Here is a 13,840-nt window from a genome sequence, read left to right on the forward strand (position 1 = left end):
GTAAACGAGGATATAATGAATAAACGCCTCTCTTTGTATGAAAAAATATACGAAAAAAAGACAGACGTATATCTGCCTTTCTTCATGTGGAAAGTGTACTCTTCCGTTGAAGATTATTAAAAATGTGCAGACTAATCCCGTTTACTCTGCTTTATGAAAACAGAGCCTTTGAACATATTAAGTTACTTATTGTTCAAAGTTTGCTGACGTAGTCTTCCTGCGTGCATCATCTTTAATAATCCTCCTTTTAATAGTATGGTAACACTATACTTTGTTTATAAGTAAATATCAATAAAAAATACTAGATATAATATCTTAAAAATCGAATTAACTAAAAATTTATATTCGGAAAATAGAGATAAAGGATATTTGCTTTTGTAATTGGAAATTGTGGAAGAAGATGTGTATGATAGAATTTTAGTAGTAAATAGTAGGTTTAGCAAGGAAAGGTAGAGGTAGTATGATTACAATTAAAACGAAAAATGAAATAGATTTGATGCATGAATCTGGAAAATTACTTGCTTCATGTCATAAAGAAATTGCGAAAATGATAAAGCCAGGTATAAAGACACAAGAGATTGATACGTTTGTTGAAATGTATTTAAAACAGCATGGTGCCACATCTGAACAGAAAGGTTACAATGGGTATCCATATGCGATATGTGCATCTGTAAACGATGAAATGTGTCATGGGTTTCCGGCCGATGTTCCTTTAAATGAAGGAGATATTGTAACAATTGACATGGTAGTAAACTTAAATGGTGGTCTTTCAGATTCTGCTTGGACGTATAGAGTTGGAAATGTTTCTGAGGAAGCGGAAAGGTTAATGGTAGTAGCTGAGAATGCATTGTATAAAGGGATTGATCAGGCGGTAATCGGTAATCATGTAGGAGACATTGGGTATGCAATTGAGAGTTACGTAGCAAATGAAGGTTTTTCTGTCGCAAGAGACTTTACGGGACATGGAATAGGTAAAGAGATCCATGAAGAACCAGCAATTTTTCATTTTGGGAAACAAGGACAAGGGCCTGAGTTGCAAGAAGGAATGGTAATTACAATTGAGCCAATTGTAAATGTAGGTATGCGATATTCGAAAGTAGATTTAAATGGATGGGCTGCAAGAACGATGGACGGGAAATTATCAGCGCAATATGAGCATACAATTGCAATTACAAAAGATGGGCCAATTGTTTTAACGACGCTTTGAAATAATATGTAAGAGTTTACAAAACTCGAACGAAAATGATGTTTTTATAAAATTTGTACGTGTTTTGTTAATAAATACTTTTCAAAGTATAAAAAGTGCGTTATAATCCATCTATAAAATAAATAGTTAGCTACACTCATATAATCGCGGGGATATGGCCTGCAAGTTTCTACCGAAGTACCGTAAATACTTTGACTATGAGTGAGGACGAATATATTGCTTGTTTAGCATTCTTTTTTGCGAAACTCCAAAAGCGCGTCTCTCACTTGTAACGAGTGGTGGCGGCTTTTGGAGTTTTTTATTGCATAAGAGGGGGAACAAACATGAAAGTATTACAAGAAAAGATTTTGAACGAAGGAAAGGTTTTATCTGGTGACGTATTAAAGGTAGATGCATTTTTAAATCATCAAATTGACCCAGTACTTATGCAAGAGATTGGAAAAGAATTTGCTAAACGTTTTAAAGAAGAGAACATTACAAAAATCGTAACGATTGAATCTTCAGGCATCGCACCAGCAGTTATGGCTGCATTAGAGCTTGGTGTAAAAGTAATCTTTGCAAGAAAACGTAAATCGTTAACGTTACAAGATAATATGTACGTTGCAAACGTATACTCATTTACGAAACAAGAAACGAATGAAATTTCATTATCTCGCAATCATATCGATGAAAATGATCGTGTATTAATCATCGATGACTTTTTAGCAAACGGTCAGGCTGCTTTAGGTTTAATGAGTTTAGTAGAGCAAGCTGGAGCGAGTATTGCAGGAATTGGAATTGTTATTGAAAAAGCATTTCAAGATGGAGGAAAGAAGCTTCGTGAACAAGGCGTTCGTGTTGAATCACTAGCAGAAATTGCATCACTTGATAACGGCACAGTTGCATTTGTACAGCATGAAACTGCGGAGGTGAAATAAGCAATGAAGCAGCATCCATTTAAAATTGCATCGCTTGGTATGCAGCATATGCTTGCTATGTATGCTGGCGCAATTATCGTACCGCTTATTGTAGGCGGCGGACTTGGTTTAAATCAAAAAGAGTTAACATACTTAGTCTCAATTGATTTATTAATGTGCGGCGTTGCGACAATTTTACAAGCATTATCAAATCGCTTTTTCGGTATTGGACTCCCAGTTGTACTTGGTTGTACATTTACAGCGGTTGGGCCGATGATTGCAATTGGAAAACAATACGGTGTGTCTTCTATCTATGGGGCAATTATTGCTGCCGGGTTATTCGTTGTTATTTTTGCGAAATTATTTGGAAAGCTTGTAAAACTGTTTCCACCAGTTGTAACAGGGTCTGTCGTTACAGTAATTGGAGTTACACTTGTTCCAGCCGCTATTAATGATATGGCTGGTGGAGTAGGAAGCAAAGATTTCGGAAGTCTTGAAAACTTAGCGTTAGCATTTGGCGTGTTATTATTTATCATCATTATGTATCGTTTCTTTGATGGGTTTATCCGTTCAATTTCTATTCTATTAGGTTTGTTGTTCGGTACTATCGTTGCAGCATTTATGGGGAAAGTAAGCTTGCAAGCAGTTGGAGAGGCGGATTGGTTCCATGGTATTCAGCCATTTTACTTCGGTACACCAACATTTGAATTAACACCAATTATTACAATGATTCTCGTTGCTTGTGTAGGGATTGTAGAAGCAACAGGTGTATACTTTGCATTATCTGATATTTGCAATAAAAAAATCGGTGAAAAAGAATTAACAAAAGGGTATCGTGCAGAAGGATTAGCGATGGTGTTAGGTGGTATTTTTAACGCGTTCCCATATACAACATACTCTCAAAACGTAGGACTTGTTCAATTAACTGGAGTAAGAAATCGCGTTATTATTTATACTTGCGGTGGTATGTTAATCGCTCTTGGGTTTATTCCGAAAATTGCAGCTATCACAACAATTATTCCGAAGTCAGTACTTGGCGGTGCTATGCTCGCAATGTTTGGTATGGTTATGGCATATGGTATTAAAATGTTAAGTAGCGTTGACTTTGGAAGACAAGAAAACTTATTAATCGTTGCATGTTCTGTTGGAATTGGGCTTGGCGTAACAGTCGTTCCTACATTATTCTCACAACTTCCAGAAAGCATTCGTATTTTAACAGATAACGGAATTGTACTTGGAAGTGCATCAGCAGTATTGTTAAATATCGTATTTAATATGGTGCCGCAGCGCAAAGTGAAAGTAAAAGAAGAGCCGGTGTCTATGCAAAGTGCAGTAAGAGAAGCGTAAAAAAGCAAGGTCTCGTTATGAGACCTTGCTTTTCTTTTTAAGTGGCATCATTTTCCCGTAAGTACCAAGACGCCAAATGTACTCAAGTGGCCCGTATTGGTAATGTGAAAGCCACCAGCGGCTAATAAAGATTTGTAACGTGTAGAAACCGACGCAGAATAGTGGTCCAACCCATAATGGAGCAAGATAATCATTTTTGAATAGTAGCCCAAATACAAGTAATGTAACAATTGTATGTGAGATGTAATTCGTTAACGCCATTCGTCCAACGTATTGGAATGGACGTAATACTGTTTGCCATTTTTCTTTTTGTAATAAACGCATTAACGTGACAATGTAGAAGATGAACAATGTCTTTCCGCTTATCATCGTAATACCCATAAGTGAAAATGGTGTGTATGGTTGATTGTTCATAAAGAAGTAAACCATAATAAACCACATCGGTAATGTTAAAATGAACATAATGATTTGCCATTTTTTAAGTTTTGGATCTAATTCCTTAGCACGGCGGAAAATGTCTTTTTTACCGGCATATAATCCGAGTAAAAACAATCCTAGTGTTTCAGGAAGCATAATAAGACTGTTACTTATTGCTTCAGAATAGAAAGAATAGAATCTGTCTGTAATTTGTAAGCCCCAGTTTTCTAACGGCATAATGGCTATGGAAAGGCCTAGTTCATCTACCGGCACTAATAACATGACAAGAGAACCTAATAATGTGAACAATTGCATGAAACTTAATAGTACAATTGACCATATTAAAATAGTACGTGTCTTTCTTTTGTAAAATAAAAATAAGAAAAACCCGGTAATTGCATAAGTATGTAAAATGTCACCGTCCCATAAAAGAACGTAATGTAAGAACCCAAATAATAATAAGATAAGTAAGCGGCGAACAAACAAAGTTTTTGGACGATCGGTCTTCGCCTCAGCACGATTCATAAAAATATAAAAACCTAATCCGAATAAAAACGAAAAAATTGTATAAAATTTCGTTTGAATAAACATATCGTAAAATAGGCGAATATAGCTGTCTATCCCTTCGTAAATTCCTGTAATATCACGTGAGTCAACCCCGGCAATAATTGGCCAGTTAACAAGAAAAATACCTAATACAGCTATTCCTCTAATAATATCGATGGAATGTATCCTCTCGCCTTGTGAAATGTTTTGTGTCATTATTTTCCTCCTTGTTAAGTAATTCCCTTTTATTATACAAAATGTAAAGAAGAGGGTATATAGGTAATTTCCAATTTTTAAAACTGTTAAGATGCGTATTATGAGATATAATAAGAGTGCACAACAAGTTTTAACCTTCTTCAAAACAGGCAGTAAAGCTCCTTCCTATAAGGGGCTTTCTTTATGAAAAGTGTTGATAATGATTCTCTTTAATGATAAACTGTATTCAAAAGTGATAATCATTATCAAAAAAGGTTGGTGCGTAAGTATGGTATATGCATTAGTAGCAGGTACAGTCGTTGTATATGCAGTTATTACAAAGTATGTTTTAAATGGAGTAGGAACAGCAAAATGAGTGATATGACATAAAATCCCTTTCATTTGTAAAAAGAATGAAAGGGATTTTTTATTTTTAATGAGAATATGCTGAAAATTTAGTATGATAGTAAAGTGAAACTGTAATCAATGGGTAGGTGTAACTCTCACTGGTTATGAGCTCGCAAATAGCAGGGAAAAGTATATACATCTTGGATAAAGGGGAACAAGGGGATGACAAACATAGTACAGACAAACGGTATGAGAAAACTTGTTTGTTTTTATGAAGAGTGGCAAAAACACGGCGATGCAGAGAATAGTTTAAAGTTGTTTGAGGTGATTCAAAAATATAAACAAGAACAGCTTATGATAGCGTTCTGCGGTCACTTCTCTGCAGGGAAATCAACGATGATGAATCATCTATATAAAGCACAGTTGTTACCAACAAGTCCAATTCCGACAAGCGCTAACGTCGTTAAAATTGAAAAGGGATTTGATCGTGTTGTTGTAACGATTAAATCTGGAGAACAGTACGAATATGATGGTGCATATTCAGCGGAAGAATTAAAACAAATTTGTAAAGACGGTGATGAGGTAATTGGTGTTCATATTTATCGGAATGATGCGCCAATTCCTGAGGGTGTTATGTTAGTTGATACACCAGGGATTGATTCAACAGATGATGCCCATCAATTAGCGACAGAATCAACGCTGCATCTAGCAGACGTAATTTTTTATATGATGGATTATAATCACGTCCAATCGGAAGTGAATTTACAATTTGTTAAAGAATTGAAACAACGTAATAAAACGGTTTATCTCGTTGTAAATCAAATAGATAAACATAAAGAAAATGAATTATCGTTTGAGGATTATAAAGATAGTGTAAAACAATCGTTCTCTAACTGGGATATTGAAGTAGATGGAGTTTATTATACGTCATTAAGAATGATGAACCATCCACAAAATGAAATTGGAAGCTTAGAAACATTAATTACATCTATTATGAAAGAAAAAGAGCAGTATGTAAGAGATGGAATGGAGCGAGAAACAGAATATTTAATGGGGGAACATTTCTCGTTTATTCTTTCTGAAAATGAAAAAGCTCTTTTGACATATGAGGAAGAGTTAGCATCACCGCTTTCGATTTCAGAAATAGTTGAAAAGAAAGAAGAGCTAACGGAAATTAAAGATCGCGAGGCTAGTAAAGAATCTCATGTGAGAAACGAATTTATAAAAGGTTTACAAGCTATATTAGATAACGCGTATTTAATGCCATTTGAAATGAGAGAATTGGCAAATGCATATTTAGAAACGAAATTAACAAAGTTTAAAGTTGGTTTGCTATTTGCAAAAGGAAAGACGGAGCAAGAAAAACAAAGACGTGTAGAGGCGTTTTATTCTGCCCTTCAAAAGACTGTTGAAACACAACTTGATTTTCATGTGAAAGAATTTATTGTGGCCTTCTTAAAAGAAGAAGGATTGTTCACGGAGGAAATTGGGAAAGACATATATGCTTTAGAAATTGCTTTTGGACCAGAAATGTTAGCTGAAGTCATTAAACAAGGTGCAGGTTTCACAGGTGATTACTTACTTCTTTATACAGCGGATGTAGCGAATGAACTGAAGAAACGTTATTTTACAAAAGCTCAGCAAATTTTTGATAAAAGTGCAGTCGTTTTAAAGCAAAAGGTGAAGGAAGCAGTTGCTCGTATGGAACAAGAGATTGAAAAATATACGATGTTGCAAACGGCAAAAGAGACGGAATTACAATACAGTAACAATTTAGAGACATATGAAAGTTATTTACAAAATATTTGGCGCGAGCGTGTTGCTACACCAGAAGGATTGCAAATAGAGGAGATATTGCAACGTGAAAAACAAATTGTTAGTGAGAAATTTACACTACAAGAGCAGGAGATTGTAAATGATAACGGGGCGGCTCATGAAGAAGAGATAAAAGGAACAGCAGTTTTAAATATTCAGCGTATATTAGAGAAAGTGAAGAAAGCTGAAATGATATTAGAGCCATTGCCAGCGCTGAAACATGTACAGCAAGAGGTAATAGAAAAAAGGCGTCGTGTGGAAACGAAACAATTTACAGTAGCGTTATTCGGAGCTTTTAGTGCTGGGAAATCATCATTTGCCAATGCCTTACTAGGTGAGAAGGTACTTCCTGTATCACCAAATCCGACGACGGCAACGATTAATCAAATTTTGCCGGTTACAGAGGAAAAACCACACGGAACAGTAATGGTTCAATTCAAATCAAAGCAAGCTTTATTAGAAGATATGAAAGCTGTTTATAAGCTGTTTCATTATGAGATTACTACGTTAGATGAGGCGTTAGCACAAATTGATAAAGTTATGAAATATCCTTCACCAACTGGGAAGCAAAAAACAACATTTAGCTTTTTACGAGCGGTACAAAAAGGGTATGATGCAGTTTCTACTTATTTAGGAGAACAAGTACAAGTTACATTAGAAGAGTTCTCTGATTATGTAGCGAACGAAGAAAAATCATGCTTCGTTGAGTATATGGAGCTTTATTATGATTGTGCTTTAACAAGGCAGGGAGTAGCGCTTGTAGACACACCTGGAGCGGATTCTATTAATGCTCGCCATACGGATGTTGCATTCCAGTATATTAAAAACGCAGATGCTATTTTATTTGTAACATATTATAACCATGTATTCTCTCGTGCTGATCGTGAATTTTTAATTCAGCTTGGTCGTGTAAAGGATACCTTTGCCCTTGATAAAATGTTCTTCTTAATTAATGCGGCGGATTTAGCAGAGTCTGAAGAAGAACTTGAAATGGTAAAAGGTTATATCGCAGATCAGCTACTGCAATACGGTATTAGAAATCCGCGTTTATTTGCAATTTCAAGTTTATGTGCGCTTGAAGAGAAACAAGGAAAGAATGTTGAAAAAGAGAAGTATGGTATTTTACAAAACTCTGGAATTACTAAGTTTGAGGAATCATTTACGTCCTTTATGATGAGAGATTTAATGCTTGTTTCTGTGCATGCTCTATATGGTGCGTTGCAAGGGGCAGATCAGCTTTTAGTAAACATGATAAATGGTGCAAAGCAGGGGAATGAAGAGAAAGAGAAGCAAACGAAAAAATATGAAGCAGAGCGTGGTCAACTACTTCATATCATTTCATCATATAGTGTACTTGCTGAAGAACAGGCGATGCAAAATGAAGTGAAAGAGTTGCTTTATTACGTGCAACAGCGTCTATTCCTACGCTATAACGATGTGTTTACTGAATTTATTAATCCGGCGTCACTTCGAACGGATGGAAATGTGAAAACACAATTGCAACAGTGTGTTATGGAATTAGTAGCATTTATTCAGCATGATTTATTACAAGAAATGCGTGCGACATCATTACGTCTTGAAAAATGGATAGACGAAGCGATGAAGCGTGCAAAGGACGAAATTGTAGTGAACTGTAAAGTAGAAAATCAATCAATTTCTATGAATGGAACAGTGGAGTATGAATATAAAGATATTACACATAAAGAACCGTTCCCTTCAGTTGAAATAAAAGATTTCAAAAAAGCACTGGCACATTTTAAAAATGAGAAAAGCTTTTTTGAAAAGAATGACAAAGCTTTTATGCAAGAAGACGCTAAATCTGTATTAGAACCGCTCGTATCAAACTATGTAGCCGATGAAAAAGATTTATTTGTTCATCATTATAAGCAAGAATGGGATATGAAGTGGAACTTATTCCAAAAAGTGATGCAACAAGATGTGATGAACTATTATGAAAGTATATTGTTTGCATTGGCTGAAACGATCGATGTATCTCTATATGAACAAAGTAAAGAACAATTGCAAAAGCAGTTAGTAGAGATTGAAAAAGAAATTTATGTTATATAGTCGTTATGAGAAAAAGATTCGTTCAATTTTCTTTTGCAGTACAGTATCTAAAGATTTGACAAATCCAGCAAATTCATCGGTAGAAATCATATGAGTAAGAACGAGTCGTCTGCCATCTGGTGTTTCACCGCATAAGACGAATGAAGAAAATTCATATGTTTTGTTTTCTACTACTAATTTTGGGTAGGAATACGTGTCGCTTTTCTTCTTCTTTCCATCAATAGAGATGACGTTGCATTTTTTCTCATTGTTGTCCATGATGAACCCCTCCTTTCTATTACTTATGGTAGACAAGGAGGGTTTAGAACAATAGAGAAAGGGGAATTTTTATGGGTGTAGTAATAGAGTATATTTCGAAAGAAGAAGCTATACCGAAGTCTTTATTGCTACTTGCTGATCCAAGTGAACGGCAAATAGCTACATATGTACAAAGAGGATTAACATACGTAGCAAAGCAAGAGGGTAGCGTTATCGGTGTATATGTTCTTTTAGAAACAAGGCCAAAGACGATGGAAATCATGAATATTGCGGTTGCAGAGCATGTGCAAGGAAAAGGGATTGGAAAGAAGCTAGTAAGTCATGCTGTAGAAACTGCTAAAGGATATGGTATGTCAAAACTGGAAATTGGTACAGGTAATTCTAGTGTTTCACAACTTGCTTTATATCAAAAATGTGGATTTCGTATTTTTTCTATTGATTTTGATTACTTTTCAAAGCATTATGAAGAAGAGATTATTGAAAATGGCATTGTATGCCGTGATATGATTCGGCTTGCAATGGAATTGAATTAGAACGTATAACTTATTTAGGGGGAAGAGAAGATGGAAGTACATAAAGCAATTACAGCACATTCTCGTAAACAAAATGAAAGTGTAAAAGCATGTTTACAATTAGATGCGCAGCGTGAAGCAGCTATTGAAGCAGCCGTATCTCTTGCGTCAAATGGGAAAGAATTTTCGGTTGATGTCATTAATGTTGTAACAAAGCAAATTAATGATCTTGCAAAAAATGGTGTTACCTTGCAGCGTAAATATGTTACAGAAGAAATGGTTATGGAGTATGTAAGTCGTTTACAAGAGAAAGAAGGTCGTTAAAGATGATAGTTACAGTCGAATGGTTACGTGAGCATATAGAAGATGAGAACGTCCGTGTAATCGATTGTCGTTTTGATTTAGCGAATCCTAATTGGGGTAGAGAAAAGTATGAAGAAGAACATATTCCTCATGCTTTATATTTTGATTTGAATTTAGATTTATCAAGTCCTATAGTAGAGCATGGTGGCCGCCACCCGTTGCCAAGCATTGAAGAGTTTGCGGACAAGCTTTCGGAGGTTGGTATTGATGAACATACGACAGTAATTGCGTATGACAGTCAAGCTGGTGCAAATGCTGCTCGTTTATGGTGGTTATGTAACTATGTAGGACATGAGAAAGTATATATATTAGATGGTGGTTTCCCGGTTTGGAAAGAGAATGGACTACCGACAACAACGGAAATTCCTGTTGTTATACGAAAAACATTCAAAACAAACATACAAGATCATATGCTTGTATCGATGGAAACAGTAAGAGAGAATATCCAGGCAGGTGCAGATGTTACGTTAATTGATTCAAGAGAGCCAAAACGTTATGCTGGTGTAGAGGAACTTGTCGATCATAAAGCAGGACATATTCCGACAGCAGCAAACTATTTTTGGAAGGATGGAATGTTGCAATCAGGACAATTTAAGAATGAAGCTGAGCAACAAGGACGATTCCAAAATCTGTCGAAAGATAAGGAAACCATTGTATATTGTGGTTCTGGTGTTACGGCATGTCCAAATATCATTGCGTTAAAATTGGCTGGATTCCAAAATGTTAAATTGTATGCGGGTAGCTGGAGTGATTGGATTTCTTATCCAGAAAATCAAATTGCAAAAGAAGAAGATTAATCACTTGCATGCAAAAATAATTTGTATTAAAATAAGGTCACAAGCAAGAGATTGCTCGAAAAACTTTGTATTTTACACATTGGAAACAATGTGATAATATAACGACAAGTAAATAATACATCCTGCGGTGTACGTAACTTATTTATGTCTAAAACCGATGTTAGTTATACGGAAGCTCAATATTTAGCGACCATCATCAAGCCTTCCTTGTGGAGGAAGATGTACGGTAACTGTGAGGGCATCCACCTGCGAGTAGCGGGTTTTTGGACATTTACGAGGAGCGGCACGTGCGGGGGTCTTATTTCAACTAACCTTATATAAAATTCCTACGGTGTACGTAGCTTATGCATGTCTTAAACCAATAAGTTTAATATGGAAGTTCAATATTTAAATGTAGCTAACATGCCATCTTTTTAAGAAGGAAGTTACAAACATTTGTGAGAGCATCCACCTGTGAGAGCAGGTTTATGGACATCTAGAGAGAACGGCATATGTGGGGCTATATAAAAACCTTACGTTTTATACGTAAGGTTTTTTTGTTGCATAGATATATCAATATTATCTTGATTCACCTGTGAAGTTTCCGTAATAAATGTAGCACTTTCTGTCTTCATCAATCTCTCTTGAATCCAAGGAGAATTCCATAGACATGCCGTCTCGCTGAATATATATAATATCTGAATGAAGAGATGGTAAAATTTTTTCGTAGTTCCATACATCTTGACTATCTACTAAGCTTGAACTCGTTTCACTTAGTTCTCTAATTTCAAAACCGATGTGGGAGTATGTAGGGTCTGAAGGGTCATTGGCGAAAACTTCTTTTTGAATATAAATAACTGCTGTTCCGTCTGGATCAACCGAAGTTGCAGTAACAACATAAGTATTTTTCTCTTTAATAAAATATTCACAAGTCATGCGTGCGATGATTTCAGAATTAGAAATATTGGCGTAGTTCCATAAAGCAGGATACCCTTTCGTTTCATCATTAAGTCGATATTCTAAGCGCATTTCATCCCTCTTCTTCCTTTTTCTTCTACTTTATCATGCCATCCTATATAATAGGAATAGAATTTAAAAAGGGGAGTGCGAAGGTGACAAAAACGAAATGGCTAGTAGGTGGTGTCGTAACGTCTTTAATGACTGGCACTTTATTTGGTTGCGCACAAGATCTTCCCCCAAAACCGAATGATAATAGTTGTTCTGATTGGGATTGGGATGATGAACTTGGGGTATGGCAGTGTGATGATAGTAGTTCAGGTTATCGTGGGCATTATTTCTATGGTGGGCGATATTATCAAAATAAATCCACTTTTAAAAATTCATCGGCGTTTAAATCGTATCAATCGTCTGCTGAATTTAAAGGTGGAATTGGAAGCGGTTCAAAGGGAGGATTTGGGGGCTAAAATATGTCGCAATACATAAGGGATCGAAAAGATTTTTATTTAAAATATCCGAATTTTTGGTCGGATTTATATGAATGTGAATATAGTTTGTTTCATGTTTTTTCTATAACAAATCAGACTTTGGAACAATTACACTTAGCGACTGAACGAATGGGTAAAATATTTTTTAAGACTGCTAGACTTTTGCGAAATTTAAGTGACGAACAGATTCTTGAGCTTGGTTTTCCTCCTGCGAGCTTATCATTCATTAGAATGAAAGGATTATATCCTGAATCTGTTATTTCACGATTTGATTTCGTTATAACGGTTGATAACCAAATTAAAATGCTTGAGTTTAATAGTGATACACCAACTTTTATTATGGAATGCTTTCAAATGAATGGAAAAGTTTGTGAAAACCTAGGTTATGATGATCCAAACTCGGATCAAGAACGATTACTATCTTCTGGTGTTACGAAAGCTGTAATGGAAGCGACAAAGGGATTAGACAATCCAAATGTTGTTTTTACAGCACATCATGAACATATTGAGGATTGGAATACGACTATGTATTTAAGTCAGTTATGCCATGTTGAAAATAAAGTAGTGCCAATGTCAGAACTTAGAATTACGAAAGGTGCTCTAGTTGATAAAGATGGGGCGAAGATTGATGTTTTATATCGTCAAACATATCCGATAGAAGATTTAATTGAGGATCAAGATCCTGAAACAGGAGATTTGGTAGGTGTGGAACTGCTGCAACTTGTAAAAGCCGGAAAGCTTTTTATAATAAATCCTTTGTCAGCATTTTTACTTCAGCCAAAATCAATTCAGTGTCTTATTTGGGGGTTAGCAGAAGAAGAAGTCTTTTATACAAACGAGGAACAACAGTGGATTAAAGAATATATGTTACCTACATATTTAGAACCAGATTTATTTTTAGGAAAAGGTTCTTTCGTTCAAAAACCTTCATTTGGTAGAGAAGGAGATACAATTACGATTCGCGATAAGGATGAAAATATTATGCTTCAAAATGCACATCAAACGTATAAAACTTCACTGCCGATATTTCAAAAGTATATAGAACTTCCAGTCGTATCCTTGGAAACAGAAAAAGGGATGGAGAAACTGTCGTATGTGTTTGGTTCTTTTTTAATTGCTGGAAAAGCAAGTAGTATCGGTATTCGCGCGGGAGAAAAGATTACAGGAAATGAATCGTACTATTTACCGGTAGGTATAAAAAGGAGGGGGAAAAATGATTAATTTTTTATCATATTTAGCAGTAACACTCGGACTTTTATGTATTGGTCTGTTCTTGATGGAAGTGACAACGAAAGTTAAGGAATTTAAGTTAATGGCTCAAGGGAATAAGGCGGTAAGCTATGTGCTTGGAGGACGATTACTTGGGTTAGCTATTGTTTTATATTCGACAGCAGCTAATTCAATTTCACTTCTTGATATGATTTCGTGGGGAGCAGTTGGGATTTTGGCTCAAATTATCGTTTTTTATTTAGCTGAGTGGCTTACACCACGCTTTAATATAAACAAAAGTCTTGAAGAAGATAATCAAGCAGTCGGTCTTTTTCTTATGTTTTTATCGCTTTCAATTGGGATTGTAATTGCTGGCTGTATAACTTATTAAAAACTTTACGTTTAAACGTAAAGTTTTTTATTTTATTCCGCTATTTGC

General features: G+C 35.6%; 14 protein-coding genes, 2 other RNA genes and 1 riboswitch. Of the genes, 13 read left to right on the top strand and 3 right to left on the bottom strand.

Annotated features, from left to right (window positions below; translation table 11 throughout):
- Positions 1–460: 460 nt before the first annotated feature.
- The 3 genes from NZ044_RS08085 (at position 461) to pbuX (ending at position 3,450) form a co-directional block, all read left to right on the top strand.
- Positions 461–1,207, top strand: coding sequence for a type I methionyl aminopeptidase (locus tag NZ044_RS08085; protein ID WP_000628412.1), 747 nt, complete (start codon positions 461–463; stop codon positions 1,205–1,207).
- Between the two features lie 116 nt (positions 1,208–1,323).
- Positions 1,324–1,425, top strand: a riboswitch (purine riboswitch).
- A 105-nt stretch (positions 1,426–1,530) separates the two neighbouring features.
- Positions 1,531–2,124 carry a xanthine phosphoribosyltransferase gene (locus NZ044_RS08090; RefSeq protein WP_000866481.1) on the top strand — a complete coding sequence of 198 codons (594 nt, stop codon included), beginning with the start codon at positions 1,531–1,533 and terminating at the stop codon, positions 2,122–2,124.
- A 3-nt stretch (positions 2,125–2,127) separates the two neighbouring features.
- Entirely contained in the window at positions 2,128–3,450 is a 1,323-nt protein-coding gene (pbuX, locus tag NZ044_RS08095) for a xanthine permease PbuX (protein ID WP_000809215.1), read from the top strand.
- A 15-nt stretch (positions 3,451–3,465) separates the two neighbouring features.
- Here the strand turns inward: pbuX and NZ044_RS08100 are convergent, their stop codons facing one another.
- Positions 3,466–4,629 (bottom strand): DUF418 domain-containing protein, encoded by a 1,164-nt coding sequence (locus NZ044_RS08100; RefSeq protein ID WP_000193087.1) that lies wholly within the window; start codon positions 4,627–4,629, stop codon positions 3,466–3,468.
- A 199-nt stretch (positions 4,630–4,828) separates the two neighbouring features.
- Between NZ044_RS08100 and NZ044_RS08105 the strand changes: the two genes are divergently transcribed.
- Both NZ044_RS08105 and NZ044_RS08110 read left to right on the top strand, forming a co-directional pair.
- Positions 4,829–4,984 (top strand): hypothetical protein, encoded by a 156-nt coding sequence (locus tag NZ044_RS08105; RefSeq protein ID WP_000600126.1) that lies wholly within the window; start codon positions 4,829–4,831, stop codon positions 4,982–4,984.
- A 194-nt stretch (positions 4,985–5,178) separates the two neighbouring features.
- On the top strand, positions 5,179–8,838 hold the full coding sequence (locus NZ044_RS08110; protein WP_000182181.1) for a dynamin family protein: 3,660 nt from the start codon (positions 5,179–5,181) through the stop codon (positions 8,836–8,838).
- Positions 8,839–8,841: 3 nt separating this feature from the next.
- Here NZ044_RS08110 and NZ044_RS08115 read toward each other — a convergent pair whose 3' ends face one another.
- Entirely contained in the window at positions 8,842–9,096 is a 255-nt protein-coding gene (locus NZ044_RS08115) for a DUF3931 domain-containing protein (RefSeq protein ID WP_000369740.1), read from the bottom strand.
- A 71-nt stretch (positions 9,097–9,167) separates the two neighbouring features.
- On the opposite strand from NZ044_RS08115, the gene NZ044_RS08120 reads away from it, so the two are divergent.
- From NZ044_RS08120 to ssrS (NZ044_RS08140), 5 genes are all read left to right on the top strand, one after another.
- Entirely contained in the window at positions 9,168–9,629 is a 462-nt protein-coding gene (locus NZ044_RS08120; protein ID WP_000539328.1) for a GNAT family N-acetyltransferase, read from the top strand.
- A 30-nt stretch (positions 9,630–9,659) separates the two neighbouring features.
- The gene (locus NZ044_RS08125) at positions 9,660–9,932 is read left to right on the top strand and encodes a YpbS family protein (RefSeq protein ID WP_000451820.1); all 273 of its coding nucleotides are present in this window, start codon (positions 9,660–9,662) and stop codon (positions 9,930–9,932) included.
- A gap of 2 nt (positions 9,933–9,934) precedes the next feature.
- A complete protein-coding gene (locus NZ044_RS08130) occupies positions 9,935–10,768 on the top strand; it encodes a sulfurtransferase (protein ID WP_000637581.1) in 834 nt (277 codons plus the stop codon).
- 116 nt (positions 10,769–10,884) lie between these two features.
- Positions 10,885–11,067, top strand: a non-coding RNA gene (gene ssrS / locus NZ044_RS08135) — 6S RNA.
- A 21-nt stretch (positions 11,068–11,088) separates the two neighbouring features.
- A non-coding RNA gene (ssrS, locus tag NZ044_RS08140) (6S RNA) lies at positions 11,089–11,272 on the top strand.
- A 54-nt stretch (positions 11,273–11,326) separates the two neighbouring features.
- On the opposite strand, the gene NZ044_RS08145 is transcribed toward ssrS (NZ044_RS08140), so the two are convergent.
- Positions 11,327–11,776, bottom strand: a complete 450-nt coding sequence (locus NZ044_RS08145) for a hypothetical protein (protein WP_098506662.1) — start codon at positions 11,774–11,776, stop codon at positions 11,327–11,329.
- A gap of 83 nt (positions 11,777–11,859) precedes the next feature.
- On the opposite strand from NZ044_RS08145, the gene NZ044_RS08150 reads away from it, so the two are divergent.
- From NZ044_RS08150 to NZ044_RS08160, 3 genes are read left to right on the top strand one after another with little or no spacing between them, the layout of a single operon-like run.
- Positions 11,860–12,171, top strand: coding sequence for a hypothetical protein (locus NZ044_RS08150; protein WP_000169030.1), 312 nt, complete (start codon positions 11,860–11,862; stop codon positions 12,169–12,171).
- 3 nt (positions 12,172–12,174) lie between these two features.
- Positions 12,175–13,413 carry a glutathionylspermidine synthase family protein gene (locus NZ044_RS08155; protein WP_000084926.1) on the top strand — a complete coding sequence of 413 codons (1,239 nt, stop codon included), beginning with the start codon at positions 12,175–12,177 and terminating at the stop codon, positions 13,411–13,413.
- The gene (locus tag NZ044_RS08160) at positions 13,406–13,792 is read left to right on the top strand and encodes a DUF350 domain-containing protein (protein ID WP_000606873.1); all 387 of its coding nucleotides are present in this window, start codon (positions 13,406–13,408) and stop codon (positions 13,790–13,792) included. The genes NZ044_RS08155 and NZ044_RS08160 overlap by 8 nt, the downstream gene beginning before the upstream one ends.
- Positions 13,793–13,840: the final 48 nt, after the last annotated feature.

It is taken from the genome of Bacillus sp. FSL K6-1338, from assembly GCF_038006965.1.
Classification (GTDB): Bacteria; Bacillota; Bacilli; order Bacillales; family Bacillaceae_G; genus Bacillus_A; species Bacillus_A thuringiensis_S.

Bases quoted from the DNA above. Each gene is read 5' to 3' on its own strand.
- NZ044_RS08085 (WP_000628412.1), top strand. From the start codon at position 461: ATGATTACAATTAAAACGAAAAATGAAATAGATTTGATGCATGAATCT.
- NZ044_RS08090 (WP_000866481.1), top strand. From the start codon at position 1,531: ATGAAAGTATTACAAGAAAAGATTTTGAACGAAGGAAAGGTTTTATCT.
- pbuX (WP_000809215.1), top strand. From the start codon at position 2,128: ATGAAGCAGCATCCATTTAAAATTGCATCGCTTGGTATGCAGCATATG.
- NZ044_RS08100 (WP_000193087.1), bottom strand. From the start codon at position 4,629: ATGACACAAAACATTTCACAAGGCGAGAGGATACATTCCATCGATATT.
- NZ044_RS08105 (WP_000600126.1), top strand. From the start codon at position 4,829: ATGATTCTCTTTAATGATAAACTGTATTCAAAAGTGATAATCATTATC.
- NZ044_RS08110 (WP_000182181.1), top strand. From the start codon at position 5,179: ATGACAAACATAGTACAGACAAACGGTATGAGAAAACTTGTTTGTTTT.
- NZ044_RS08115 (WP_000369740.1), bottom strand. From the start codon at position 9,096: ATGGACAACAATGAGAAAAAATGCAACGTCATCTCTATTGATGGAAAG.
- NZ044_RS08120 (WP_000539328.1), top strand. From the start codon at position 9,168: ATGGGTGTAGTAATAGAGTATATTTCGAAAGAAGAAGCTATACCGAAG.
- NZ044_RS08125 (WP_000451820.1), top strand. From the start codon at position 9,660: ATGGAAGTACATAAAGCAATTACAGCACATTCTCGTAAACAAAATGAA.
- NZ044_RS08130 (WP_000637581.1), top strand. From the start codon at position 9,935: ATGATAGTTACAGTCGAATGGTTACGTGAGCATATAGAAGATGAGAAC.
- NZ044_RS08145 (WP_098506662.1), bottom strand. From the start codon at position 11,776: ATGCGCTTAGAATATCGACTTAATGATGAAACGAAAGGGTATCCTGCT.
- NZ044_RS08155 (WP_000084926.1), top strand. From the start codon at position 12,175: ATGTCGCAATACATAAGGGATCGAAAAGATTTTTATTTAAAATATCCG.
- NZ044_RS08160 (WP_000606873.1), top strand. From the start codon at position 13,406: ATGATTAATTTTTTATCATATTTAGCAGTAACACTCGGACTTTTATGT.